General features: G+C 62.2%; 24 protein-coding genes and 3 tRNA genes. 24 read left to right on the forward strand and 3 right to left on the reverse strand.

The window, feature by feature from the left end; genetic code table 11:
- Positions 1–58 precede the first annotated feature (58 nt).
- Positions 59–1531 carry an aldehyde dehydrogenase family protein gene (locus MU516_RS06970; protein ID WP_260276499.1) on the reverse strand — a complete coding sequence of 491 codons (1473 nt, stop codon included), beginning with the start codon at positions 1529–1531 and terminating at the stop codon, positions 59–61.
- A gap of 290 nt (positions 1532–1821) precedes the next feature.
- Here MU516_RS06970 and MU516_RS06975 point away from each other — a divergent pair.
- Positions 1822–1898 (forward strand) — tRNA-Arg (locus MU516_RS06975).
- A gap of 481 nt (positions 1899–2379) precedes the next feature.
- On the opposite strand, the gene MU516_RS06980 is transcribed toward MU516_RS06975, so the two are convergent.
- Together MU516_RS06980 and MU516_RS06985 are read right to left on the reverse strand one after the other, a co-directional pair.
- Positions 2380–2454 (reverse strand) — tRNA-Asn (locus tag MU516_RS06980).
- Positions 2455–2513: 59 nt separating this feature from the next.
- Positions 2514–3386 (reverse strand): MBL fold metallo-hydrolase, encoded by an 873-nt coding sequence (locus tag MU516_RS06985; RefSeq protein WP_260276500.1) that lies wholly within the window; start codon positions 3384–3386, stop codon positions 2514–2516.
- Between the two features lie 34 nt (positions 3387–3420).
- Here MU516_RS06985 and MU516_RS06990 point away from each other — a divergent pair, with 34 nt between their 5' ends.
- The 23 genes from MU516_RS06990 to MU516_RS07100 all read left to right on the forward strand — a co-directional run bounded on the left by MU516_RS06990 (position 3421) and on the right by MU516_RS07100 (position 24744).
- Positions 3421–4776, forward strand: a complete 1356-nt coding sequence (locus MU516_RS06990; RefSeq protein ID WP_260276501.1) for an ATP-binding protein — start codon at positions 3421–3423, stop codon at positions 4774–4776.
- Positions 4777–4955: 179 nt separating this feature from the next.
- Positions 4956–7373 (forward strand): endopeptidase La, encoded by a 2418-nt coding sequence (gene lon / locus MU516_RS06995; protein ID WP_260276502.1) that lies wholly within the window; start codon positions 4956–4958, stop codon positions 7371–7373.
- 163 nt (positions 7374–7536) lie between these two features.
- Positions 7537–7881, forward strand: coding sequence for an HU family DNA-binding protein (locus tag MU516_RS07000; RefSeq protein ID WP_260276503.1), 345 nt, complete (start codon positions 7537–7539; stop codon positions 7879–7881).
- A gap of 50 nt (positions 7882–7931) precedes the next feature.
- Positions 7932–8006, forward strand: a tRNA-Val gene (locus tag MU516_RS07005).
- A 91-nt stretch (positions 8007–8097) separates the two neighbouring features.
- Positions 8098–9666: a site-specific integrase gene (locus MU516_RS07010; protein ID WP_260276504.1), complete on the forward strand. Its 1569-nt coding sequence runs from the start codon at positions 8098–8100 to the stop codon at positions 9664–9666.
- Between the two features lie 77 nt (positions 9667–9743).
- Positions 9744–10955, forward strand: coding sequence for a phage portal protein (locus MU516_RS07015; RefSeq protein WP_260276505.1), 1212 nt, complete (start codon positions 9744–9746; stop codon positions 10953–10955).
- Complete coding sequence (locus tag MU516_RS07020; protein WP_260276506.1) at positions 10952–11275, forward strand: gene transfer agent family protein; 324 nt, start codon at positions 10952–10954, stop codon at positions 11273–11275. The genes MU516_RS07015 and MU516_RS07020 overlap by 4 nt, the downstream gene beginning before the upstream one ends.
- Positions 11268–12818 carry a phage major capsid protein gene (locus MU516_RS07025; RefSeq protein ID WP_260276507.1) on the forward strand — a complete coding sequence of 517 codons (1551 nt, stop codon included), beginning with the start codon at positions 11268–11270 and terminating at the stop codon, positions 12816–12818. The genes MU516_RS07020 and MU516_RS07025 overlap by 8 nt, the downstream gene beginning before the upstream one ends.
- Positions 12819–12822: 4 nt before the next feature.
- Positions 12823–13470 (forward strand): hypothetical protein, encoded by a 648-nt coding sequence (locus MU516_RS07030; protein WP_260276508.1) that lies wholly within the window; start codon positions 12823–12825, stop codon positions 13468–13470.
- Entirely contained in the window at positions 13470–13916 is a 447-nt protein-coding gene (locus MU516_RS07035; RefSeq protein WP_260276509.1) for a hypothetical protein, read from the forward strand. Before MU516_RS07030 ends, MU516_RS07035 begins: the two co-directional genes overlap by 1 nt.
- A gap of 4 nt (positions 13917–13920) precedes the next feature.
- A complete protein-coding gene (locus MU516_RS07040) occupies positions 13921–14262 on the forward strand; it encodes an HNH endonuclease (RefSeq protein WP_260276510.1) in 342 nt (113 codons plus the stop codon).
- On the forward strand, positions 14259–14990 hold the full coding sequence (locus MU516_RS07045; RefSeq protein ID WP_260276511.1) for a hypothetical protein: 732 nt from the start codon (positions 14259–14261) through the stop codon (positions 14988–14990). The genes MU516_RS07040 and MU516_RS07045 overlap by 4 nt, the downstream gene beginning before the upstream one ends.
- A gap of 38 nt (positions 14991–15028) precedes the next feature.
- Entirely contained in the window at positions 15029–16213 is a 1185-nt protein-coding gene (locus MU516_RS07050; protein ID WP_260276512.1) for an AAA family ATPase, read from the forward strand.
- On the forward strand, positions 16210–16647 hold the full coding sequence (locus tag MU516_RS07055; RefSeq protein WP_260276513.1) for a hypothetical protein: 438 nt from the start codon (positions 16210–16212) through the stop codon (positions 16645–16647). Before MU516_RS07050 ends, MU516_RS07055 begins: the two co-directional genes overlap by 4 nt.
- A gap of 179 nt (positions 16648–16826) precedes the next feature.
- A complete protein-coding gene (locus MU516_RS07060; protein ID WP_260276514.1) occupies positions 16827–17159 on the forward strand; it encodes a head-tail connector protein in 333 nt (110 codons plus the stop codon).
- Positions 17156–17617 carry an HK97 gp10 family phage protein gene (locus MU516_RS07065; protein WP_260276515.1) on the forward strand — a complete coding sequence of 154 codons (462 nt, stop codon included), beginning with the start codon at positions 17156–17158 and terminating at the stop codon, positions 17615–17617. The genes MU516_RS07060 and MU516_RS07065 overlap by 4 nt, the downstream gene beginning before the upstream one ends.
- Positions 17614–18030: a tail completion protein gp17 gene (gene gp17 / locus MU516_RS07070; protein ID WP_260276516.1), complete on the forward strand. Its 417-nt coding sequence runs from the start codon at positions 17614–17616 to the stop codon at positions 18028–18030. The genes MU516_RS07065 and gp17 overlap by 4 nt, the downstream gene beginning before the upstream one ends.
- Positions 18027–18344: a head-tail adaptor protein gene (locus MU516_RS07075; protein ID WP_260276517.1), complete on the forward strand. Its 318-nt coding sequence runs from the start codon at positions 18027–18029 to the stop codon at positions 18342–18344. The genes gp17 and MU516_RS07075 overlap by 4 nt, the downstream gene beginning before the upstream one ends.
- Complete coding sequence (locus MU516_RS07080; RefSeq protein ID WP_260276518.1) at positions 18344–18739, forward strand: P27 family phage terminase small subunit; 396 nt, start codon at positions 18344–18346, stop codon at positions 18737–18739. The genes MU516_RS07075 and MU516_RS07080 overlap by 1 nt, the downstream gene beginning before the upstream one ends.
- Positions 18736–20352: a terminase large subunit gene (locus MU516_RS07085; RefSeq protein ID WP_260276519.1), complete on the forward strand. Its 1617-nt coding sequence runs from the start codon at positions 18736–18738 to the stop codon at positions 20350–20352. Before MU516_RS07080 ends, MU516_RS07085 begins: the two co-directional genes overlap by 4 nt.
- A 22-nt stretch (positions 20353–20374) precedes the next feature.
- Positions 20375–22705 (forward strand): tape measure protein, encoded by a 2331-nt coding sequence (locus tag MU516_RS07090; protein ID WP_260276520.1) that lies wholly within the window; start codon positions 20375–20377, stop codon positions 22703–22705.
- Between the two features lie 3 nt (positions 22706–22708).
- Positions 22709–23059 carry a phage tail protein gene (locus MU516_RS07095; protein WP_260276521.1) on the forward strand — a complete coding sequence of 117 codons (351 nt, stop codon included), beginning with the start codon at positions 22709–22711 and terminating at the stop codon, positions 23057–23059.
- 788 nt (positions 23060–23847) lie between these two features.
- Positions 23848–24744 (forward strand): hypothetical protein, encoded by an 897-nt coding sequence (locus MU516_RS07100; RefSeq protein ID WP_260276522.1) that lies wholly within the window; start codon positions 23848–23850, stop codon positions 24742–24744.
- Positions 24745–24864: the final 120 nt, after the last annotated feature.

Below are 24864 nucleotides of genomic sequence, written 5' to 3' on the forward strand. Positions count from 1 at the left end.
GGGGCACTGCCCCCCCGGACACCCAAGGTACTTGGAAACAGAAGATGCGTGACAAGCGTCAATCGTGTCGGATCACCATGGTGCGGGTCGCCGCGAATTCATACAGCGCGTCGAAGCCCTTTTCGCGACCATGGCCGGATTTCTTCATGCCGCCGAAGGGCAGCTCGATACCGCCGCCCGCGCCATAAGCATTGACGAAGACCTGCCCGACCAGGATCTGGCGCGCGACTCGGATCGCGCGGGACCCATCGCGTGACCAGACCCCCGCCACCAGACCGTACTCGGTGTCGTTGGCCAAGGCGATGGCGTCGGCCTCGTCCGCGAAGCTCATGACCGACAGCACCGGGCCGAACACCTCTTGTCGCGCCAGCGGATGGTCGCGCGGCACGGGACCATAGGCACGCGGCGCGATCCAGTTGCCGCCCGTGGCCACGCCCGGATCGATGCGGCCCTCGGCGATCAGCGGTATGCCATCGGCGTCCGCCTGCGCACAGAACCGCCGCACCCGGTCCAGCTGCCGTGGATTGATCAACGGGCCAAGATCGCGGTCGCTTTCGGGATCTGCCGCGGTAAGCCCAGGAAATTCGGCGCGCAGCCGCTGTGTCACGGTCGCCAGCAGGCTTTCCTGCACCAGCAGCCGCGCCCCAGCGGAACAGGTCTGCCCGGCATTCTGGGTGATCGCCTTCATGACCACCGGCAAGGCGCGGTCCAGATCGGCGTCCTCGAACAGGATCTGAGGGGATTTCCCGCCCAGTTCCAGCGTGCAGCCGACATGGTTCTGCGCGGCCGCGACCTGGACGGCGGCACCGATTTCGGGACTGCCCGTGAAGCTGAGAAAATCGACGCCGGGATGCGCCGCAAGCGCCGCGCCGGCCTGATCGCCCCGACCCGGCACGCAATTCAGCGCCCCGGCAGGCAGACCCGCCTCGCGCAGGATCTCGCATAACCGCAGCGGTGTCAGACAGGCGTCCTCGGCCGGTTTCAGCACGCAGGCATTGCCCATCGCCAGCGATGCGGCAATCGTGCGGCCGAACATCTGGGCGGGATAATTCCAAGGGATGATATGCCCGGTGACCCCGAACGGCACATATTCGGTGGTGACGAAATGCCCCGGCAGAAACGGAATGGTGTCGCCATGCAGCTTGTCCGCGGCACCTCCGTAGAATTCCAGATAGCGCGCCGTCGCCGCGATATCAGCCTGTGCCTGGGACAGCGGCTTGCCGGTGTCACGGGCCTCCAGCGCGGCAAGCTGGTCGTGGCACCGGTTCACAATCTCCGCGGCGCGCGTCAGGATGCGGCCGCGCTGGGTCGCGGTCATCTGGCCCCAATCGGCTTCGCGTGCACGCCGTGCGGCCGCGACTGCCGCCGCGATATCATCGGCATTTCCGGCCGCGATGCGCGTGAACACCTCGCCTGTCGCGGGGGCGACAACATCCAGGGTCGCGCCGCTGGCCGACGCGCGCCATTCGTTGTCGATGAAGACCCCGTCAGACACGGCTGCCGGGCTTGGGTTCTGGGACTGAAGGTTCATGTCATCTCTCCTCGCGGCAGGACAGTTGCGCATCGCGATCTAGGGTGCAAGCGGTCCCCGAAAGATGCATTCCTGACCGGCGCCGGACTGCGAGCATGTGACGCAGCAACAGATGGTCCGCAAACGCACCGGATCACCGGGATTCGCCATATTGTCGCTGAGACATGCGTCATGTGAGATTGCGCAGCCATTATGGAATCGCTAGACAGTCGGTGCCCCGCATCACGATCCGGCTATCGCCGTTTTGCGCAGGGCGCTGGTCGGAAATGTCGCGACGAAGCACACGGCCCGGCCCCGTAGCTCAACTGGATAGAGCAAGCGCCTTCTAAGCGCTAGGTTCCGGGTTCAAGTCCTGGCGGGGTCGCCATCATGCCTGCCCTGTGTCACGCTACGCATGGAAATTGATCGGTTCGCTGTATGGCACGCGTCAGAGGAACGAATTCGGGCGGATCAGGGAAATCCCTCTGATCGTCGCGGGAACCACCTTTTCGCGCACTGGGCAGGGATCGGCTGGAAAAGCTGGAACAAACATGTTTTCTCCGCGACTGGTCTGCGGCGGGCGGCCACCCGGCAGACGATCTGCCGGTGGGACCGGACGGGCCAGGTCGCGAGCCGGCGAACACTGACCAAGTTTCTGAGCGTGCGTATGAGATCCACGAACGGCCCGACCCAGACGAACGACCAAGTCACCACCAAAGCGAAGAGCCGCAAAGGCGGATACGATCAACTATGCGATGACATACGGTCCCGGCGAATTCGACGACGCCTGAAGTTCGATTTACCGCTAAACGCGTTAATCGCCCGCCCCCCAAGGCAGCACCACAATCATCTTGAGCGACTGATTTTCTTGGCTCCGGCGGTAGGGATCGAACCTACGACCAATTGATTAACAGTCAACTGCTCTACCGCTGAGCTACGCCGGAACACGGGGGCGATATAGCAATGCGTTCGGGGGGCGTCCAGAGGCTTTGCGACGTTTTTTTCACAATGCTTCGAAAGTCGTCTCGGCGGCGATTTCCCCATGCGTTTTCACAGCGCCAAGTGTCGTCAGGGCCAGCAGATGGGACAAGACATTGCGGGTCGCGGCGGGAAGCAGGCCGGGCGAAACGTCATAGATCCGCCGCGCCAATGCCTGGGCGTTGCCGGGTCTCTCGCGCAGGGCCGCCAGGATCTGCGCGGTCCGGGCCTGACGATGCGCGACAAGTTCCGCGATCCGATCAATCGGCGCGGTGACAGGATCGCCATGCGCCGGCAGCAACCGCGCCGGGGCAAGCGCCGATATCCGTTCAAGCGACCGGAAATAGTCGATCAGATCACCGTCCGGGGGCGATATCAGCGTGCTGGACCAAGCCATGACGATGTCCCCGCAAAACAGTGTGTCATCTAGCAGAAAGCACAGATGGCCACCGCAATGACCCGGCAGATGCAGTGCCCGGATCTGCCACTCCTCGGTTTCGACCGTTTCCTCGTCGCGCAGCAGGATGTCCGGCCGGAAGCCCAGATCCAGACCTTCCCCGCCAGCCACCATCCCGGTCGCGGCCAGTCGCTCCATCACGGCCGAGCGACCGGACACCGCATCGCCGAACGCCATGACCGGGGCGCCGGTCATGGCGGCCAACCGGGCCGCACCGGCGCTGTGGTCACGATGGGCATGCGTCACCAGGATATGGGTGATCCGCCCGCCGCCTTCCTTCGCCGCAGCGACGATGGCGCCCAGATGGGCGTCGTCGTCGGGGCCGGGATCGATCACGGCGACGTCGTCGCGACCGATCAGGAAGCTGTTGGTCCCCGCCCCGGTCAGGGCGGACGGGTTGGGGGCCAGAATTCGGCGGGGCTCTTTCGTCCGGGGGCTCATGCGGCTAGCCTAGCCCGCGTCAGGCGGTGTTTCCATGTCCAATAACGGCGAAGCGCAAATTCCAAGATGGCTGTTGCCACGCGGGCTGTATGGCCGCGCGGCACTGATCCTGTTTCTTCCCGTCGTCGTGGTGACGCTGGTGGTCAGCATCATGTTCCTGCAACGCCACTTCGAGGGCGTGACGCGGCAGATGACATCCAGCATGGCGCGAGAGCTGGGATTCGTCGCGCAGCGCATGACGCAATCCGACAATGCCGCGCTGGCGCTGCTGGCGGGGCGTTCGGTCGCGACCCCGTTGGAGTTGTCGCTGCAGATGCCGGCGCAGCCCGGGCAAAACGACAAACGTCTGTTCTATGATTTTTCGGGACGTGTCGTGATCGAGGAACTGCGTGCCACCCTGCCCCAGATCATGTCGATTGATCTGGCGACCGACGACAAGCGGGTGGACGTGGTGATGGAAGGGCGTTTCGGCCCCTATTCGGTAGCGTTTGACCGGAAACGTGTCAGCGCCTCGAACCCGCATCAGTTGCTGGTCCTGATGGTCTTCACCTCGCTGCTGATGAGCGGCATCGCCACGGTCTTTCTGCGGAACCAGCTGCGCCCGATCCGTCGCCTGGCCCATGCAGCCGAGGAATATGGGAAAGGCCGAATCCTGCCCTATCGTCCCGGCGGTGCGGTCGAGGTGCGCAGCGCCGGAACCGCGTTTCTGGACATGCGGAACCGTCTGGAAAGACAGAACGAACAGCGCAAGATGATGATGTCGGGCATCAGCCATGACCTGCGCACGCCGTTGACCCGCCTGCGGCTGGGACTTTCGATGATGTCGTCCGACATGCCGCCGGACGCCGAAGAGATATCCGCGATGGAGGCTGATATCGCGGAAATGAACCGCATGGTGGACGCATTTCTGGACTATGCCCGCGACGAGGCGCAGGACAGTCCGCCCGAGACGGTCGCGGCATTGGATTTTCTGCGTGGCGTCGTCTCGGATGCACAACGGGCCGGCCAGAACGTATCCGTCTTGTCGCTTGAGGGCGATGATGCCGGCGAGGCCACGTTCCGGCCGGACATGCTGCGCCGCGCGCTGGAGAACCTGATCGGCAATGCGGTGCGCTATGGCACGCGCGCTGAGTTGGACGCCACGCTTGGGCCGCGCAGCCTGCGCGTCGGCGTCGAGGACGACGGACCCGGGATTCCCGATGACAACCTGGATGCCGCGATGCGACCCTTCACACGCCTGGACCCGGCACGAACCCGTAACAGGGGTCAAGGTGCGGGCCTGGGCCTTGCCATCGCCGCCGACGTCGCGCGCGCGCATGGAGGCCAGTTGCGGCTTGGCCGCGGCGGGCGCCTTGGCGGGTTGCGTGCCGAGATCGTGATCCCCAGGTAGCGCGCCCTTCGACCTCGCCCCGCCGCAGCAATTGGTGTTTCCGGCGCGCGGCAACGAAATATATGGTATTCTCGGGGTCATATTGAATGCCGCCGCACGGCCCCTTAGATTGACGCGATGCAGGGGCCGTGCGTCGCCATGACGGGGCCACGGCTTCGGGCAGGAAAGGAATGCAAAGCATGAACGAATTCGCTTCTCAGACCTATCCGGTGCTGCCTTTGCGCGACATCGTGGTCTTTCCGCACATGATCGTGCCGCTGTTCGTGGGGCGCGACAAATCGGTTCGCGCGCTGGAAACGGTGATGGAATCGGACAGCCCGATTCTGCTGGCTGCACAGATGGATGCGTCGGTGGATGAACCCACCGAGGACGGGATCTATCGCACCGGTGTACTTGCCAATGTGCTGCAACTGCTGAAGCTGCCGGACGGCACGGTGAAGGTCCTGGTCGAAGGTCAGGAGCGCGTCGAGATCACCGGGTTCGTGGACAACGACGAACATTTCGAGGCCGCCGCCGTGGCGCTGCCCGAAACCACCGGAGACGAGGCGACCGTGACCGCCCTTGTCCGTACCGTCGCCGAGGAATTCGAGCGGTATGTGAAGGTTCGCAAGAACATCCCCGAGGAAGTCGTCAGCGCCGTGTCCGAGGCGAAGGAACCCGGCAAGCTGGCAGATCTTGTCGCGGGCCACATGGGCATCGATCTGGACCGCAAACAGGATCTGCTGGACACGCTGGACATCTCGGAACGGCTGGAAAAGGTCTATTCCCACATGCAGGGCGAAATGTCGGTCCTGCAGGTCGAGAAGAAGATCAAGTCCCGCGTCAAGACGCAGATGGAGAAGACCCAGCGCGAGTACTATCTGAATGAGCAGATGAAGGCCATTCAGAAGGAACTGGGTGACGGCGAGGATCAGAACGAGATCGCCGAACTGGAAGAAAAGATCGAACAGACCAAGTTCAGCAAGGAAGCCCGCGAAAAGGCCGAATCCGAGTTGAAGAAGCTGAAGTCGATGTCGCCGATGTCGGCCGAGGCGACGGTCAGCCGCAACTATCTGGACTGGCTTCTGGCGCTGCCATGGGGCGTGAAGTCGCGCACCAAGAAGGATCTGGGCCGCGCTGAACAGGTGCTGGACGCCGATCACTACGGCCTTGAGAAGGTCAAGGAACGCATCGTGGAATACCTGGCCGTGCAGTCGCGCAGCCAGAAGCTGAAGGGCCCGATCCTGTGCCTTGTCGGCCCTCCGGGCGTGGGCAAGACCTCGCTGGGGCGTTCGGTCGCGAAGGCCACGGGTCGGGAATTTATCCGCATCAGCCTGGGCGGCGTGCGCGACGAATCCGAGATCCGCGGACATCGGCGCACCTATATCGGCTCGATGCCGGGCAAGATCATCCAGGCGCTGAAGAAGGCCAAGACCACCAATCCGCTTATCCTGCTGGATGAGATCGACAAGATGGGTCAGGACTTTCGCGGCGATCCGGCCAGCGCGATGCTGGAGGTACTGGACCCCGAACAGAACTCGACTTTCGTGGACCACTATCTGGAAGTGGAATACGACCTGTCGAACGTGATGTTCGTGACCACGGCAAACAGCTACAACATGCCCGGACCGCTGCTGGACCGGATGGAGATCATCCCGCTGTCGGGCTACACCGAGGACGAAAAGCGCGAGATCGCAAAGCAGCATCTGGTCGAAAAACAGATCAAGGCCAACGGCCTGCGGAAGGGTGAATTCAGCATCAGCGACGACGCGCTGACCCATGTGATCCGCTACTACACCCGCGAGGCGGGCGTGCGGTCGCTGGAGCGCGAGATCGCCAAGCTGGCCCGGAAGGCCGTGACCGAGATCTTGAAGGGCAAGGTCAAGTCGGTCGAGGTGACACCAGAGAAGGCCGAGGAATATCTGGGCGTTCGCCGGCACCGTTACGGTCTGGCCGAGAAGGATGATCAGGTTGGCGTCGTAACCGGTCTGGCCTGGACCTCGGTCGGGGGCGACCTGTTGCAGATCGAGGCGCTGCGCCTGCCGGGCAAGGGCCGGATGAAGACGACCGGCAAGCTGGGCGACGTGATGAAGGAATCGATCGACGCGGCATCCAGCTTCGTGCGGTCTGTTTCCCCCGAAATCGGTGTGAAGCCGCCCGAGTTCGACAAGCGCGACATCCATGTGCACGTTCCCGAAGGGGCAACCCCCAAGGACGGCCCGTCCGCAGGTATCGCGATGGTGACCAGCGTCGTGTCGGTGATGACCGGCATCCCGGTCCGAAAGGATGTCGCCATGACCGGCGAAGTGACCCTGCGCGGCAATGTCCTGGCCATCGGCGGCCTCAAGGAGAAACTGCTGGCGGCCCTGCGCGGCGGCATCAAGACGGTTCTCATCCCCGCCGACAACGAAAAGGATCTTGTCGAGATCCCGGACAACGTGAAGACGGGTTTGAAGATCATTCCGGTCGGCAACGTGCGCGAAGTTCTGAAACATGCGCTTGTGCGCATGCCGGAACCTGTCGAATGGGATGAGGCGGCCGAAGAGGCGGCCGCCGAAGCCGCCCGGATCGCTGCCCGCGACGGCGGCGGGGCGACGGGCAGCACCGTCGCGCACTGACCCAAGTGTCGCACCACGTGACCTTCTGACATTTAGGGCCGAACCGGAAATCCTCCGGTTCGGCCTTTTGTTTCATCCGGTTGCGCCGCTTTAGATGTTGACGTAACGTCAATTGAGCCTCAGTTTTGAAGGGTTCGAGCACCAGACCTTGGGGGGAGAAATCATGGCAGACAATCCTGCGGAGCAAGATCGCCGCAAGATGCGGTCCGGCGATCATCGCAGCGAACCGCAACCCGCGATGGTGGTGCAGAAAAAGGATTTCGTTGACCGAGTCGTCGCAGCCACCGGCGTCCGGAAATCAGAAGCCAGACCAATCATCGAAGCAACCTTGGAACAGTTGGGCGAGGCGCTTTCGGCTGGTCATACCCTTGCGGTGCCGCCGTTGGGACGGGCGCGCGTCAATCTTGAAAAGGACCTTCGGGGGGGCGACGTGATCACCCTGCGCCTGCGACGCAAATCCGCGATTGCGACGCCTGTCGGCGCCGTCGGACCGGCAACAGCAAAATAACGGATTGGCCCTTGCATCGCTGTCATGCTGCCGCTAAAAGCCCGTCCACCGGGTGATTAGCTCAGCGGTAGAGCGCTTCGTTCACATCGAAGATGTCAGCGGTTCAAATCCGTTATCACCCACCATTCCCCCCTCAACACACACTAGAAATGCCTTGTTTTCCTAGGCTTGGTTCGTTCTGATGTTACAAAATTCGTTACAAAACGGACCTGTGGCATGGCTGGCGCAACCCGACACCTACTCAATCGGAATGGACGATTCTTCGCACGCCTAGTTGTGCCCAAAGACCTACGTCGAATCGTCGGAAAGACCGAACTGCGCAGCCCACTCGGGCCTGATCGTCGCACCGCAATGAAGAACTTGCCCGGCGCGGTAGCGGTCCTGCAAGATCAGCTTGCCCGCGCGGAGCATCAACTTGCCGCCTCAGGTTCTCGACCGATCCAGCCCGGCCGATACCCACTTGCACCCGAGCAGATCGCGGCCCGGCACTACGCGCAGCGTCTCGCCTTCGACGACACCCTGCGGAACGATCCACGATGGCCGAGCATGGTGATTGACGATCAGCACGTTGCTGACCTTCGCGCGGCCATTGCAGGAACGCTGGACGATGCGCGCCTCGCCGCCCTTGTCGGCGATCAGGTCGAACGGTTTAGGTATGTGGGAAACCACACGGCAGAATCGGGCAGCGACGAATGGCGCACCATCGCCCGAGCCGTTGCGGCCGGTGAACTTGAAGCACTCACTAGAGCCGCTGAACGCGATGAAGGAGACTTTACCGGGCAGCCCGCCCACCCCATGATTGCCAATGCACAGCCGCCAGAGGCCGCGCCTGATCCGGTCAGCCTGTCCAAGCTATGGAATGACTACATCAAGGCCCGCGTTCAGGCGGGGTTCATGCGTGATGGAGGCAAAAGGATGCAGCCGGTTCAGGAGAGCCTGCGGAAGCACCTCGGGCACAACGACGCTGCCCGCGTCACGAAAAAAGACCTTCTCGAATGGCGCGACCTGCTGCTTGTGAACCTGTCAGCAAAAACCGTCAGCGATATGTATCTATCCGCCGTCCGGTCTCTGTTCAAATGGGCGTATGAGAATGATCGCCTACCGGGAAACCCGGCTTCTATGGTGAAGCAGCCAAAGCCGAAGAAACAGCGCGCGCGCGAGTCGGGCTATACTGATGCCGAGGCGGTAGAGGTCTTGAAGGTCTCCCGGTCATATAAGCCGAAGGCCGACAAATTCGGTCGCATCCGCGAGACAGCGAAGACTGTTGCCGCAAAGCGATGGGTTCCGATCATTTGCGCGTTCTCAGGTGCCCGCGTGTCGGAGATCACCCAGCTAAGAAAAGAGGATGTGCGCCAGGAGGGTGAACGGTGGGTGATCCGTATCACACCTGACGCCGGAAGCGTAAAGGTCGGTGACTATCGCGACGTTCCAGTCCATCGTCAGATTGTCGCGGAAGGCTTTGTTGAGTTCGTCAAAGCCGCGAAGCCCGGCCCGCTGTTCCATACGGGGACAGATCCCGAAAAGTTCTCGGCGAAGGCCGTGCGCATGACAAACACCGTCGGGACATGGCTGCAAGACGCCGGTCTAGTTCCGCCTAGCGTTTTGCCGAACTACGCTTGGCGGCATCGCTTCAAGACTCAAGCGCGCGACATGGGGGCAGACATCCGGGTCGTGGATGCGACTCAAGGCCATGCGGGGCGCACCGCATCCGATGGCTACGGCGACGTTACCCTGATCGCAAAGGCCCGCGTGATCGACGCCCTGCCCGACTATGACCTGACCTAACCGGCCCTTCATATTCAGGTTGCGCAATGCGAGAAACTGCGGTAATATGATACCGTAGTTTGTAGCGAGTGCTTCCGTTGTCCATCCTGTCACGCCTTGGCCGAGCGTTCGGCCAAGGTGAACCCGTCGAACAGAAATCCCTCGCCCAGCCCGATGACCGGCTGCTGGGGATTTTCGATATTCAGCCTGTCGCCAGCGGCGTGACCGTCAGCGCCAGCACGGCAATGCGTGTTCCTGCTGTCGCCTGTGCGGTCGGGCTGATTTCCGAGACCTGCGGGGCGCTGCCGGTCAAGCTCTATGACCGCGCCAGCCGCGAGACCGCCAAGGACCATCCGGCCTATGGTCTGATCCATGACGACGCGAACGATTGGACCAGCGCCGAGGAACTGCGCGAGGCGCTGACGCTGGACGCGCTGATGCACGGCCACGGCTTCGCCCAGGTGGTGCGCAATGGCGAAGGCAAGCCGATGGAGCTGCACCGGATCGCGCCAGCCGCCGTGACCCTCGACACCGAGGATGGCGGCGAACCGCGCTACAAGGTCCGGCTGCAAGGCGGCGGCGAGGCCATCCTGCCCTATAGCGACATGCTGCATGTCCCGGCCTTTGGCGGCGTCAGCCCGATCAGCCTCGCGAAAGAGGCCATCGGCCTTGCCATCGCCGCCGAACAGCACCTTACCGGCTTCTATTCCAATGGCGGGCGTCCCTCGGGGATCATCAAGCACCCGGCCAAGCTGGACGCCGCCGCCGCCGCCAAGATCGCGGCAAGCTGGTTCACGTCACATGGCGGCAAGCAGGCCGGCGGCACCGCCGTTCTGGACGAGGCCATGGACTACCAGCAAGTCAGCGGCACCCATACCGACGCGCAGTTTCTGGAGAACCGGCTGGAACAGGTGCGCGAGATCGCCCGCGCTTTCCGCATCCCGCCCACGATGCTGTTCGAATTGTCGCGCGGGACGTGGAGCAATACCGAGGAAATGGGTCGGCAGTTTCTGACCATGACCCTGCGGCCATGGCTGAAACGCTGGCAGGCCGGCTATGCGCGCTGCCTGCTGTCGCCCGAGGATCGCGCCCGGTTCTATATCGAGGCCGTCACCGACGACCTGCTGACTACCGACTTTGCCAGCCGTGCGACTGCCTACGGCCAATATCGCAGCATGGGCGCGATGACCGCGAACGAGGTCCGGGGCGGGCTGAACCTGCCGCCAATGGCCGAGGGCGACAAACTCGACAACCCCTATATTAGCACCGGCGCGACGGCACCGGCGAAGCCTCAGGACAATGAGCAATGACCATCACGCACCGCGCTTTCTTCGGGGATCGGGAGCGCGAGTTTCTGCTGTCCGATCCGATGATCGCCGAACTGGAACGCCAGATCGGCACCGGGATCGGAACGCTGTTCGCCCGCCTCACCCGTTCGGATTTCCGGCTGAACGATCTGACCGAGATTATCCGGCTTGGCCTGATCGGCGCGGGCACCGATCCGCAAGAGGCTTTCCGACTGGTCGAAACCTACGCCCGCAACCGGCCCATTTCCGAGGTGCTGCCGGTGGCGCTGGACGTGATCACGGCCCGCTGGATGGGCACAGATGAGGTGCAGAAAGATGACTGACGATCTGGAACGCATCGAGGTCAAGACCGCCCTACAGATCGCCGAAACCGGCGAGATTTCCGGCCTCGCGTGGCCGTTCGGTTCTGTCGATCTGGTCGGCGATAGCATCACGCCCGGCGCTTTCGACCGGCCCGCATCCCTGCCGATGCTGGCGGAACATGACAGCGGCCACACTATCGGCGTTTGGTCCGAGATCACCGAAACCGCCGAGGGTCTGAGCGTCAAAGGCCGTTTGCTGCTGGATGACGTTCCCCGCGCCCGCGAGGTCGCCGACCTGATCCGCTCCGGCGAGATCGGCGGGTTGTCCATCGGCTTCATCACGAAAACCGCGCAACGCCACACAAAAGGTCGTCAGATCACGGCCCTGTCGCTTCGCGAAATCAGCGTCGTCAAGACGCCATGTAATCCGGGCGCGACTGTCCGCACCCTGAAATCTGCTGTTCCCGTATCGAGTAAGGAGTTTACCTTGGAACATGACGAGCAGGCCCAAGCGGCCACCACGGAAACCAAAGCCCAGACCCCGGCCAACGATGCGCCGGTTTTCGATCAGAAGAAACTGGACGCGGTTCTGTCGCGCCTCGACAAGCTGGAAGCCAAGAGCAACCGGCCCGGCGCACCCGCCATCGTGCAGGGCGAGACCGAGCGCAAGAACTTCGTGGAATACCTGCGCACCGGCAGCGCCGAGGCCAAGGCCCTGACCACGGCCAGCGACACCGCGAACCACGTTCTGGCCCCCGAAGAGGTCAGCGCCGAATTCATCCGCAACCTGGTGGAATTCTCGCCCGTCCGTGCCATTGCCGATGTGCGCAGCACGACCACGGCGAACATCATCCTGCCCCACCGCACCGGCATCACGAACGCTGCTTGGGTCGGCGAGACCGGCGCACGCACGGCCAGCGAACCGACCTTCGATCAGGCAGAGATCGCGACCAAGGAAATCGCGACCTATGTCGATCTGTCGCTGCAACTGGCCGAGGATTCGGCCAACGTGCTGTCCGAGGTCAATCTGGCGCTGGCCGAGGACTTCGGCCAGAAAGAGGCGCTGGCGTTCGTGAACGGCAGCCTTGCACTGGAACCCTCAGGCTTCATGCAGGACGCCGATATTGCCGCCCATGGCAACGGCCATGCCGCCGATCTGGACCCGGACGCGCTGATTGCGCTGATGTATGCCTTGCCCGCCACCTACCGGAACGCCGGGACGTGGGTCATGAACGGCCAGACCCTCGCCACCATCCGCACGCTGAAAGACGGCCACGGCAACTATCTGTGGCAGCCTAGCTATCAGGCAGGCCAGCCCGAGACCATTCTGGGCCGCCCGGTGGTCGAGGCCGTGGACATGCCGGACATTGAAGCGGACGCGGAACCGATCATCTTCGGTGACTTCAAACGCGGCTACCGCATCTATGACCGGCTGGCACTGGACGTGTTCGCGGACCCCTACAGCGTCCGCATCAACGGCCTGATGCGCTACCATGCCCGCCGCCGTGTCGGCGCTGGTGTCGTGCGCGCCGGTGCGTTCCGCAAGCTGGCAATGGTCGCTTAACCTGATGTCGGTGCAGCCCGCCCCAGAGATCGACCTTGACGATGACGGACGAACCGTCACCCTCAGGGCCGACTTGCGGGCTGCAACGGCCATCGAGAACATGCCCGGCGGGATCGCCGGGGCATATGAGGGGCTGCTGTCGCAGTCCTTCACGACAATCCGCGCGGTGATCCTCGCCACCGCAACGGATCGGCGGGACGGCCAAGCCGTCCTCGCCGCCATCGCCAGCAAGCCCCTGTCGTCGTTTCTCTCCGACGCACAGGCGGCTTGCTTGGCGGTTCTGGCTGCCACCCTCACAACTGGCGACGATGATGCGAACGACGCATCTAGCCATGGCAGCAACGACGGGATGAGCGGGGGCGAAATGCCCCTGCGCAAGTATTTCCAGACCCTCTACGGCTACGGCACCGGCTGGCTTGGCTGGTCGTCTGCCGATACCTGGGCGGCGTCACCTATCGAGATCGAAAGCGCCTTCGCCGCCCATATCGACCGGCTGGTGAAGTTGACACCCGGCGCGTCCAGCACCGAGGCCACGCCCGAGGCAAGCGCCTCCAATTCCTACAACGCCAAACGCCTGCGCGAGATCGAGGAACAGGGCTTCGACCCGGCCTTTGACCGCCACGGCCTGCGCAAGCTGAAAGCCATGAGCTAATGCCGATTGATCCGCTTGGGGGCCGCATCGACGCCCCCGCCGAGGCCGCGCCCTACCGCAATGCGCTGGTCATCACACCGAACGATGACGCCGACCTGCCGGTGATCCCGAGTGCCTTCTATATTCCGCCCTTTGTTCCGGGCCGCTGGTCCACCAGCTTGACCGGCCCGACCTATACCGCTGGCAACCTGATCGTGGATCAGGCGGGTGAGATCACCCAGGACGCCGAGGGTGAACAGGCCATGTTCGTGAACGAATTCCCATGGGCATGGGGCTGCGGTCAGCGCCCGGCAGAGGTCGCTTTGATCCTACAGAACGGCGAGGCCATCACCGCCCACGCGCCATCCGCAGCGGATCGCCGGAACGAATTCCTGATCCTGCCATTCCGTCCACGCCGTATCCTGCGCACCGGCACGACCGTTCACCAGATCGTCCTGTTGTGGTGATCTGATGGCCCGGCCTCCACGTTTATGCGGCTGCGGTGCCATTGTCCCGGCTGACACCCTCTGTGCCTGCCAGATAGGGCGCCAGAGGGCACGCAAGGCCAAGCACGACCGCAAGAGGCCATCCGCATCACAGCGCGGCTATGGCGTCGAATGGCGCAAGCTGCGGGCCGAATTCCTGCGCCATCATCCCTTTTGTGCGTTCTGTGGCGTCCCTGCCGAGGTGGTTGACCACAAGACTCCGCACAAGGGGAACAGGGCGCTACGGCTGTCATGGTCGAACCTGCAAAGCCTCTGCGCTCATTGCCACAACAGCGTGAAGCAACGGCAGGAACGGGCCGAGGCATGAGCCGGGCGCTATGGCAATCGGTCCTGTTGCGCACGGTGGAGGATGCACTAATCGGCGTGGCGCAGGCAACGAGCCGCGACAGGCGTATTCTCGAATGCAAGCACGCCCGCGCCTACCTGACCAAACCCAGCAAAGACCTATCCGAGGTCTGCGCGCTGGCTGGCATGGACATGCAGGCCGTCATGGAACGGATGCGCAAGCAGATCGCCCAGGCCCCGACCCCGGAAGAACTGGCCGACAAGCCCAACGTGAGCCGCCAGAGCTTCACGAAAGCACCGGCCAAGCCCAAGAAAGTTCCTTTCCGCGACCGGGAATTCACCATCGGCGACACCACCCGCACCGCCACCGAATGGTGCGAACGCACGGGCATATCCATCAACACGGCAAGTCGGCGGATCGGCAAAGGCTGGGGCGCGGAACCCGCATTCACAATGACCGATGCAGAGGCGCGGGCAGTAAGAAGCGAGGCAGCACGGGCGGCCTATCAGGCCGTGACGAACATCGCCAATCCGCAACAGGCTGATCGGCAGAAGCACCGCAAGCCGGGCACCCCTCCTATGCTCTATGAATGTGGCGGCGAGATCCTAACCCTCGACCAGTGGGCAGATCGCACAGGCATCAACAAGACGACCCTCTATGCGAGGATCACCCGGCAGGGGATGACGTTTGCCGAGGCGATCAGCACGCCGCCTATGTCGCGAGGGCGCTGGCGCCACACTTTCAAATAGGTTAGCGTCATCGCGCACAATCAAGCAATTGGTCAGCGATGCAGAATCTCACACTAAAGAACTTTCTGGGCATAGAGCATGCGAACGTAAGACTTGACGGTCTTACTGTGTTGATCGGACCGCAAGCATCAGGGAAAAGTGTTGTCGCTCGTTTGTTTTATTTCTGCAATGAATATTTTGCAGATTTCGACGAACTCGCCCTAATGAAAAATGAGCACAAAAAAACATACGACTCAAGGAAGAAGGAAGACTTTTATAAGATCTTCCCACCCTACTCATGGACGTCCGATCACTTTGAAATACTATACGAAAACGAGTCGCACTCTCTGGAGATTGTTTCAAAGAAAGGGAGTGCTACAGTTGAAATAAGGACATCAGACAGCGTCGCACAAGCGTTCAGGTCAGCAAAAAAGTCTTTCCAGGAGTTTTCTAAAAGCTTCGAAGACAACGCAATACACTCACCATCCAGAATACTTCGGGAGTTTCGCAGACAGCAACCGGATACATTGTTTCAACTAAGGCACGAGCACGCCCTATTTGTGCCGGCGTCGCGCTCATTTTACTCGACAATTAGGGAAGAGATTTTCTCAATTCTTTCGATTGACGAAAAAATTGATCAGATAATCATGCAGTTCGGCGAATTTTATGAGACGGCGAAATACCGCATGATGATTGAGGCGGATAGAAATAGACCAATAGACAGTAGAGAGCAGGTCTTTAGAAAATACTTTGACACGATCATAAAAGGACGATTCTCAAAGGTCGATGACCGTGATTTCATACAAATGGAACGCGGTAGGATTGAGCTAAGCAAGGCGTCTTCAGGACAACAGGAAGCGTTGCCACTCTTAGTTGCCCTAACGTATTTTCCTCAACCAAATAGGACACTTATTATCGAAGAACCCGAAGCCCACCTATTCCCCACCGCACAGGCCACCATTCTCGACTTCATTGTTTCCCAGACTTTGGAGCAACGATGCGACATGTTGTTCACCACACACTCGCCATATATGCTGACGTCTCTGAACAATTTCATACTTAGAAATCTTGCTGGAAAAAGTGGCGGCATCGAGCAAGAGAAGGTCAATGCATACTCTCTGAACCTAGGCGAGACTGTGAGTATTGTTGATCAAGAAACTGGCCTAGTATCAGCAGATTATATCGATGAAGTTTCTGAAAATATTGAAGCGGAGTTTACTGAGCTTATGGATATTTTCACATGATGAAAGATGATAAGTGCTGCTTGGTAGAAGCGCATACTATAGTTCAGCGACAAGAGAATGGTAAAAAGTTTTGCGTTATAAACAAGGAAAGTAAAAAAATTCAGGTTTGCAGAGTCGATGGCTGCATGATTGGATCAGAACAGAAGAAATGCGACTACCTTTTCATCCTTGACTTGGAGAGCCCCAAACAGATCGCTTTAGTTGAAATGAAAGGAACGGATCATTGCACAGCCGCAGAACAAATTGTTTCGACTGCTGAGGCATTGAAGCTTGCAGAACTAGGAGTGGAGATACATTCCTATATTGTTTGCGCATCATCACCTAAAGTGAGCACGAAGTATCAAAAAACACTTGCTCGACTTAAATCGAGATACCGGCAATCTGGCGTCAAGCCCCCCGTCAAAAGAAACCTCCGAATTGAAGTAACAGCATAGTCGAAACGCACGCAGGTAATTCATGGGGCCGGTGCCGCTCAACTTTTCGCCATTTCACAGGACCGGCGGGGTGAGGCGCGCGCAAGACAGGACCGAAATAAGTTTTTCACCTAGCGGCCTCCACTGTAGTGTGGTAATTTTGCAACAGTTAGTTTTACCCCTGTTGCGAGTGACCTGTTATGCCTGCCCTTTCGCTGCCCTTGATCCGGGCGCATCTTGTGATCGACCACAGCGACGACGACCTGTTGCTGACCCACTACGGCAACGTCGCGGCGATGTGGATCGCCGCCTATACCGGCCAGCCCTTCGACGCGGACAACGCGCTGATGGTGCAGGCCGCGCTGCTGATGGTGGCGCACCAGTATGAGGCCCGCGAGGCCATCACATTCAGTAATCAGTATGTGTTGCCGTTTGGCGTCCATGACCTGCTGAGTCCCTTGAAGGACCGCGTGACCGGCTATGTCGCGGCCGTGGAGCCTGCCGAGGATGACGCGCCGGAGGCAGCGGCATGAGCATCACGAAACAGACCAGCGACGCGCTGGCCCGCCGCCTTGCTGCCATCCCGGCAGAGGTCGCGGAACGCATCAAGCCCGCCATCGCCAAGAGTGTGAATGAGGTCGCAGCCGACGCCCGCACACTCGCCGAGGCCAGCCGCGACGATGGCGACCTGATCGGGTCTATCGAGGCCACGGCGCCCGGCGGCACGACGCCCGCGTATGGCAGCGACGGCCAGCGCAAGCTGCACGACCTACAAGGTGCGGTCACGGCTGGCGCCCCAGATGTGCGTCACGCCCACCTGGTCGAGCTTGGCACACGACCGCACGTCAACGGCGGGCAGTTTGCAGGCACCCAGCACCCCGGCACCGAGGCGCAGCCGTTCCTGCTGCCCGCATGGCGGCTGAACAAGCGGCGCGTTGAAAGCCGGGTCAACCGGGCAATCCGCAAAGCCATCCGCGAGGCCAGCCAATGATCCCGAGCCTCGCCCTACAGGGTGCCGTCCGCCAGCGCCTTTTGTCCGATCCGGTGATCAGCTTGCTGGTAGCGCCGCGCAACATCCGCGCCGGTGACATGCGCCCGACAGATTTCCCGGCCATCGTTTTGAGTCCGACCCGCACCGAGATCCTGGGCCGTGCCGCCGCTGGTCAGATCGTCGCCGAGGTGCAGGCAATGCTGCATGTCTGGGTGATCAATGACGGCAGCGAGACCGGCGAGAACATCGCGGCCAGCGCTTTCACTGCCCTGCTGGACGCGCCCGAGGCCGAGGGCTTCGAGATTGATCGCTGGGAACGCCCGAGCCTTGTCTGGGTGGATCAGGCAGCGTCCGTGGGCGGTGCCAGCCACGGCGCAATCGCGTTGCGGGCCACGATCAGGTGGCGCGAATGAGGGCGGGTAAGCTGCAATCGCGTATCCAGATCGAACGGCTGCAATTGGCGGTCGCGGACAACGGCACGTCGCGTTCGGTCTGGCTGCCGGTGCTGATGACGCGGGCCGAGGTCAAAGAGGCAAGCGCCGACGAATTCGTGTTGAACCAGATCGCGGGCGACAAGAACCGCGTCGCGTTCCTGATCCGCTGGCCGTCACAGCCGATCACGACCAGCGACCGGATCACCTATGCGGGCAAGGCGTGGAACATCGTCGGGCTGTCCGAGATCGGGCGCAGGCGCGGGCTCGAGATCAGGGCCGAGGCGGTCGGATAATGTCTGCCACCCATCTTCGCGGCGTGAAGCCTCAAGCGGGCCGCGACCCTGACGCCATCAAGCGCAAACCGCCCGCACCGGCGCACCTGACGCCCTTCGCCAGAAAGGAATGGGACCGCGTGTTGCCCATGCTGATCAAGCGCGGTCTGATCTGTCAGGCCGATCTGGGTTTCGTGGAGGCTTATTGCACGGCCCGCGGGCTGGTGGTGGAGGCAGAGCTCCGGCGCAGGCAGCAAGGCGAGGACATGCTGAAATGGCTGCGCACCCAAAATGCCGCCATGCTGACCGCCGCCCGCCTGTCGGCCTCGCTGGGGCTGGACCCATCCAGCCGGGCACGGCTGCTGGATACGGACGCGGACGAGAGTGACGACGACGACCCGCTGGCGATCCGATGACTAGCACCTTTCCAGACTGGATTTATGACGGCAGCCCGATCCCTGACCCTCTCGGGCACGGGGATCGTGCGGTTCGTTTCCTGCGCGCCCTGCGCCATCCGGCCAGCACCGAACCGGGCCGCAAGTTTCAGCTTCACCCGTGGCAAGAGCGGATCATTCGCTCGATCTATGGGCCGCGTGATGCGGACGGCAACCGGATCGTGCGCGACGTGTTCCTGCTGATCGGGCGCGGGAACAGGAAAACGTCGCTGGCAGCGGCAATGGCGTTGCTGCACCTGCTTGGCCCCGAGCGCGTCCCGAATGGTCAGATCATCTTTGGTGCCGCCGACCGGGAACAGGCCGGCATCGGCTTTCGTGAGGCTGCGGATATTGTGCGCCTCGGGCCGAGCCTGACCCGCGCGACGCGGGTCTATGACGCCTTCAATTCCGCCAAGATGATCCGGTCACACCTGGACGGCAGCACACTAAAAGCGGTGGCGTCCGATGGCCGTGCCCAGCACGGCACGACGCCGACATTCGTTCTGGTCGATGAGATTCACGCATGGCGCGCGAACGGGCGCGAACTGTGGCAGGCGCTGCAAACCGGCATGGCGAAGCGTCCCGGCGGCCTGACCGTCACAGCCACCACGGCAGGCCGGGGCCGCGAGGGGTTGGCAGCGGAACGCTACGCCTATGCGCGCAAGGTCGCGTTGGGCGAGATCGTGGACCCGTCTTTCCTGCCGATCCTGTTCGAGATGGGCGAGGATGAGGACTGGACCGACGAAGCCGTATGGAACCGCTGCAACCCCGGCCTGTCCCTCGGGTTTCAGGATATTGGCAAGCTGCGGATCGACGCCAAGCGGGCCGAGAATGACCTGTCGGCGATGTATGATTTTCAGCAATTCCACCTGTGCAAGTGGTTGGGCAATTCGACCGCGCCCCTGTTCAATTTCGACAGCTACGACACCCGCGTGTTCGAGGATGACGAAGCCGACCTAGAAGACCTGCCCTGCTATCTCGGGATCGACTATGCCCAGAGCGGCGACCTTGCCGCCATCGTCGCGGCGTGGCGGCACGATGACGGGCAGGTCACAATCAAGCCGTGGTTTTTCGTGCCGTCCGAGGGGCTGGACGAACGCGCCCGGCTGGAAGACCTGCCCTATCGCGAATGGATCGAGCGCGGGCTTGTGACCGAGATCGACGGGCCGGTCGTCACGCAAGAGGCGGTGGCCGAGCAGATCAGGGAAATCTGCGCCCGCCATCAGGTGCAGGAAGCCGCTTATGACCCGTGGCAGTTCCGGCGGATGGCAACCGAACTGCTGGCCGATGGCGTGCCCATGATCGAAATGCGCCAGGGTCCGGCCACGATGGGTCCGGCGAACGGCGAGCTTATCCGCGCGGTCAACGGGCGATTGATCCGCCACGATGGCAACCCGGTCCTGCGCAATCACTTCGCTGGTGTCGCCGCCAAGGTCAACGATACCGGCATGATCTGGATGAGTAAGGCCGACCCCAAGCGCGGCCATATCGACGGTGCCGTCGCGGCCAGTATGGCAGTGTCGCGCGCCCTTGCCGCCCACGACAACCGATCCCGCTATGACGACCCGTCCGTCGGCGGCCTGCTAATCCTGTGATCCTGTAACGATTGAGAATATTATGACTGAAATTCAAGGGCTTGTGGTCGATGTTGAAGCCCGCATCACGAAGCTGGAACGCGGGCTTGCCAGGGCGAACCAGACCCAGCGCAAAGCTGCTGCCACAATGGAGCGCACCGCCCGCGACAACGCCCGGCGGATCGGCGCGGCCTATGACGGCGTGGGCGCGAAGATGCAGCGCGCCCTCGGTGCCATGCCCGGCCTGCTGCGCGTCGGCGGCGGCCTGCTGGCGGGCAGCGCCCTGTCGCGCGGGATCGGCGCCTATACGCGGTTGGCCGATGAGGCCACGGCGATGCGCAACGCGCTGTCCAACGCCGGGCTGGCAGGCGAGGAACTGACCCGCGTCTATGAACAGCTTTTCAAGTCGGCGCAGCGCAACGCGGCCCCCATTACCTCATTGGTCGATCTATATTCCAAGCTGGCGCTGACCCAGGCCGAACTGGGCGTCAGCGGCGACGATCTGATCCGGTTCACGGACGGGATCGCGGTCGCGTTGAAGGTGGCCGGGACCGACGCCACAGCCGCCAGCGGGGCGCTGCTGCAACTGTCGCAAGCCCTTGGGGGCGGCGTTGTCAGGGCCGAGGAATTCAACAGCATTCTGGAAGGCACCCCGACCATTGCCCAGGCCGTGGCGCGGGGGCTGAAAGAGGCGGGCGGCAGCGTGGCCGAACTTCGCAAGCTGGTGGTCGGCGGCGAGGTTTCCAGCACGGCATTCTTCCGCGCCTTCGAGGCGGGCAGCGCCCAGCTTCGCGAACAGGCCGCGAATTCACAAAGCACGGTCGGGCAGGCCATGACCCGGATCGGCAACAGCCTTGTCACCGCCGCCGGTGATTTTGATCAGGCGTCCGGCGCATCGGCCAGCCTCGCCCGAATGCTAGGTGAAGTCGCCGACGCGGTGGACAGCTTCGACGCCAGCGGCCTTGTCGCCGAGGTGCAGCGCATCGCCGACGCCTTCGGCGACGCAGAGGACGCAGTTTCGTCCTGGCTGCGCAGGATGGCCGAGGCAGAGACCTTCGCGAACCTGAACGAAGCCCTTGGTATCGCCGAGGACGGCAAGCTGTTGAACCCGGACGCGCGCGAGGCTGAGGCTAAGATTTCCGGTCTGGAAAAGGAAGTCGGCACCCTTCAAGCCGCCATCGAGAACAACACCGAACTGGGCTTCGACAACTCCGAGGCCATCGCCCGGCTGCGCGAGGTGCGGGCGGAACTTGCAGCGGTCAGGGCCGAGGCCGCGAGCCTTCCGCGCTACGTCGCCGGGCTGCGTCCTGATGGGGCGCCGGTCTATGACATGACCGAGACCGGGATCGGCGTCACGGGCTATCAGGCCCCACCCCGGCCCGCCGATCCGGTCAGCATCGCGGATTTCCCGGCAGGAGGTTCTGGCGGTGGTTCTGGCGGCGGCAGGACTGGCCGTCGCGGCGGTGGAGGTGGCGGCGGCGGTCGATCGGCACGGCCAGACGATTATCAGCGCGAGGTCGAACGCATCCGCGAACGGACGCAGGCTTTGGAGATCGAGACCGCCCAAATCATCGCGGCGGCGACCGGCGAGCGCGACCTTGCTACCGCGATGGACTTCGCACGCGCAAAAGCCGAACTGCTGACCGCCGCCCAGAAAGCGGGCAAGACGATCACACCACGGTTAGAGGCGGATATCGACCGGCTGGCCGACGCCTACACAATGGCCGGTCGATCCGCCGAGGATGCAGCCGAAAAGATGCGCGAGGCCGCCGAGGCAGGCGAACGTGGCGCTGGTGCCCTTGGCGATGTGCTGATGAGCGCGACCGAGGGCAGCGACGGCCTGTCGCGGGCACTGGCGGACCTTGGCCGGTCGATCATTGATAACCTGGTGCGCAACACGTTGAATGGCATGGCCGGTGGTGGTGGCACCGCCGGGACGTTCCTGTCGTGGCTTGGCAATGCCGTGGGTTTCAGCGACGGCGGTTTCACCGGGCCGGGATCGAAATACCAGCCTGCCGGGATCGTCCATGCGGGCGAGTATGTCATGCCCCAAGAGGTTGTGAAGCGTGTCGGCGCGGACAATCTTGAGGCGCTGCATAGGAGCGCGCTACGCGGCTATAGCAGCGGCGGCCTAGTCGGTGCCACCAGCAAGGCCGCAACGGCTGTCAGCGACTCGCACAGAGCCGCTACGGCGGTCCAGAACATCAGCCTGTCGCCGCAGATCACGGTGAACACGAACGGCGGCGGAACGCCCGAACAGAACGCTGACCTTGCCCGCCAGATCAGCGCCGAGACCGAGCGCAGCATGCGGGCGCTGGTTCGTGACGAGTTGGTCCGGCAACACCGGACCGGCAACATGCTGCAAAAGAGGTAAGAGATGCCGCTTCCGACCTTCAACCCGCCCATGCGTCCATCCGCCGGAACAGGCATCGCGCCCGAGGTCAGCTTGCGCCGGGCCAGTTTTGGCGATGGCTACACGCAGGCCAGTCCTAGCGGCTTGAACCACGTCCGCAGGATCGTTCGCCTTGAATGGTCCTACCTGACGTTGACCGAGGCGCAGGCCATCGACACGTTCCTGACCGCGCGCGGCGGCTATCAGGCGTTCAGCTATCAGCTTAACGGCGAGGCCGAGCCGAGGCGCTGGACCTGCTCCGAATGGTCGGTCACGGACGGGCACCCGTCGCAGGTCCGGGCCGTGTTCAAGGAAGATTTTAGCCCCGGCGGGTGAGCCGTGCCGGGCACGAAAGACCGGGACAGATCAACCAGAAACAGCGTGTCTTTTTGGCCGTAGCGGTCTGGCCGGAAAGTCAGAACAATTTCTCTGGCCGAAATTCTACCCATGGCTGTGCTCGCTCGAAACGCAGGTATCCCAAACACGCCTGATTTTAGTCAGAACAATTTCTCTGCTAACCTTATCAGATACTTAGATGGTGCGCGCCCGACCGGAACGGCATTCAATCAGGCTGCTTCACGCATGTTTTCGAGGTGTCGCGCCGGAAAAGTCAGAACAATTTCTCAGTATATGTAGAAGAAGATAGAAGAAGACTCTTACATAGACAGAGAAATTGTTCTGACTTTTTCTTTCATCTGCCTCCGGCCAACCGTCGCGGCTGCGCCGCTCCGGCTGTCCGTGGGAAGTGTTCATGAACCTGCCTCCGGTCGGACGGCACCGCACGGTGCACATGCGCCTACATAGATCGGCATCGCCTCCGGCTGGTCGCGGGCTGCGCCCGCTCCTGCGCCCCCGCGACCATATCCAGCCCCGACGCCGCCATTCCGTTGCCGTGCCGCCTCAACAGTGTCACCCGGAAGACACAGTATGCCCTGAGAGCCACTGAGAGCGCCACTGACGTCCTCTAGCCACATTCCGGCTACCAGCGCATCCGAAAGGCCATAGTGGCCGCTCATTGGCGCCCTCACGAAGTCAGAACAATTTCTCTTGCTCTTGTCGGTGAGGCAGCCTATCACCATCGACAAGCGCCTAATCAGCGCCGCCCATAATGAGAACGGAAAATCATGACGACGAACGCCAGCCCCACACAAGGGGCAACCCCGCCTTTCGACCTGACCCCGCGCTCCGGCCAGACCGACGCCGAAATTGCAGCGTGGATGAAGTGGAAATTTCCTGACGGCATCACACCCATGTCTGCGCGCATCTACTGGGGTGCGGTCATGAATACCAAGCCGCGCGACGAAGATTCGCCCGAGGGTCATGAATGGGTGAGTAGCCTAACCGAGTTCCAGAGGAAGATCGCTAAGACCGCGAGCCGCCAGAAGGAAGCGGACCCGAAAGTTCAGGCCAAGCGCAAGGCCAAACGAAAGGCCGACAGGATCAAGCGCGCCGCCGATCCGAACTACCAGCCCGAATACCAGCAAGTCCTGGCCGCGAAGAAAGCGGCATACGCCGCCGAGATCGAGGCTAAGGAGGGGCGCGAGGTTCGCCCGTATGTTCATGGTCGGACGCTGACCGTAGCCGAGAGGAAGGCCGAGCGAAAGCGCGCCACGGACAAGGTTAACGCAGGCATTCGCGACGATCTGGCGTCCGGTCGGAACCCGTTCAGTATCGCGCCCTATGAAGATTTCCACGCTGCGCAAAAGTCCAGTTGGGAAAAGATGATGGGCACCGCCACGCGGCAGTATCTCTGCGACCGACTGATTGCTAATGGCGAATTCAACATTGCCGACGCCGATCTGGTGCGGGGCGTCCGCGCATTCTGCGCAAAGGTGGAATGGTGTAGCGACCAGCCCGACGATCACAGTGCCCGCGACCTGATCGGGCGCGCGGTGAACAGCCTGCGGGCCGCTGGTGCGATCAGCAAGAAAGGCGACGTGGTGTCGCTGCACCCCAAGGTCGAGGACGCGCAGGTGCAACTTGGGGTCAAAGACAATCCGATTTGGAATTCATTCTCATAAGACCGCTATTGCGCGCGAATCCGGCATGAAGTATCCATCGGACGTTCGCATGACCTACGGTCATCCGTTCGTTTATGGGAAAGACCCCGCTGGCTGATTACCAGCACCGAGACCCCCGGC

The sequence above is a fragment of the Paracoccus maritimus genome (genome assembly GCF_025195095.1).
GTDB lineage: Bacteria > Pseudomonadota > Alphaproteobacteria > Rhodobacterales > Rhodobacteraceae > Paracoccus > Paracoccus maritimus.

Bases quoted from the DNA above. Each gene is read 5' to 3' on its own strand.
- MU516_RS07030 (WP_260276508.1), top strand. From the start codon at position 12,823: ATGTCGGTGCAGCCCGCCCCAGAGATCGACCTTGACGATGACGGACGA.
- MU516_RS07000 (WP_260276503.1), top strand. From the start codon at position 7,537: ATGGCAGACAATCCTGCGGAGCAAGATCGCCGCAAGATGCGGTCCGGC.
- MU516_RS07075 (WP_260276517.1), top strand. From the start codon at position 18,027: ATGAGGGCGGGTAAGCTGCAATCGCGTATCCAGATCGAACGGCTGCAA.
- MU516_RS07040 (WP_260276510.1), top strand. From the start codon at position 13,921: ATGGCCCGGCCTCCACGTTTATGCGGCTGCGGTGCCATTGTCCCGGCT.
- MU516_RS07045 (WP_260276511.1), top strand. From the start codon at position 14,259: ATGAGCCGGGCGCTATGGCAATCGGTCCTGTTGCGCACGGTGGAGGAT.
- MU516_RS07050 (WP_260276512.1), top strand. From the start codon at position 15,029: ATGCAGAATCTCACACTAAAGAACTTTCTGGGCATAGAGCATGCGAAC.
- MU516_RS07080 (WP_260276518.1), top strand. From the start codon at position 18,344: ATGTCTGCCACCCATCTTCGCGGCGTGAAGCCTCAAGCGGGCCGCGAC.
- MU516_RS07100 (WP_260276522.1), top strand. From the start codon at position 23,848: ATGACGACGAACGCCAGCCCCACACAAGGGGCAACCCCGCCTTTCGAC.
- MU516_RS06970 (WP_260276499.1), bottom strand. From the start codon at position 1,531: ATGAACCTTCAGTCCCAGAACCCAAGCCCGGCAGCCGTGTCTGACGGG.
- lon (WP_260276502.1), top strand. From the start codon at position 4,956: ATGAACGAATTCGCTTCTCAGACCTATCCGGTGCTGCCTTTGCGCGAC.
- MU516_RS07010 (WP_260276504.1), top strand. From the start codon at position 8,098: ATGGCTGGCGCAACCCGACACCTACTCAATCGGAATGGACGATTCTTC.
- MU516_RS07055 (WP_260276513.1), top strand. From the start codon at position 16,210: ATGATGAAAGATGATAAGTGCTGCTTGGTAGAAGCGCATACTATAGTT.
- MU516_RS07065 (WP_260276515.1), top strand. From the start codon at position 17,156: ATGAGCATCACGAAACAGACCAGCGACGCGCTGGCCCGCCGCCTTGCT.
- MU516_RS07085 (WP_260276519.1), top strand. From the start codon at position 18,736: ATGACTAGCACCTTTCCAGACTGGATTTATGACGGCAGCCCGATCCCT.
- MU516_RS07060 (WP_260276514.1), top strand. From the start codon at position 16,827: ATGCCTGCCCTTTCGCTGCCCTTGATCCGGGCGCATCTTGTGATCGAC.
- MU516_RS07090 (WP_260276520.1), top strand. From the start codon at position 20,375: ATGACTGAAATTCAAGGGCTTGTGGTCGATGTTGAAGCCCGCATCACG.
- MU516_RS06985 (WP_260276500.1), bottom strand. From the start codon at position 3,386: ATGAGCCCCCGGACGAAAGAGCCCCGCCGAATTCTGGCCCCCAACCCG.
- MU516_RS07025 (WP_260276507.1), top strand. From the start codon at position 11,268: ATGACTGACGATCTGGAACGCATCGAGGTCAAGACCGCCCTACAGATC.
- MU516_RS06990 (WP_260276501.1), top strand. From the start codon at position 3,421: ATGTCCAATAACGGCGAAGCGCAAATTCCAAGATGGCTGTTGCCACGC.
- MU516_RS07095 (WP_260276521.1), top strand. From the start codon at position 22,709: ATGCCGCTTCCGACCTTCAACCCGCCCATGCGTCCATCCGCCGGAACA.
- gp17 (WP_260276516.1), top strand. From the start codon at position 17,614: ATGATCCCGAGCCTCGCCCTACAGGGTGCCGTCCGCCAGCGCCTTTTG.
- MU516_RS07035 (WP_260276509.1), top strand. From the start codon at position 13,470: ATGCCGATTGATCCGCTTGGGGGCCGCATCGACGCCCCCGCCGAGGCC.
- MU516_RS07020 (WP_260276506.1), top strand. From the start codon at position 10,952: ATGACCATCACGCACCGCGCTTTCTTCGGGGATCGGGAGCGCGAGTTT.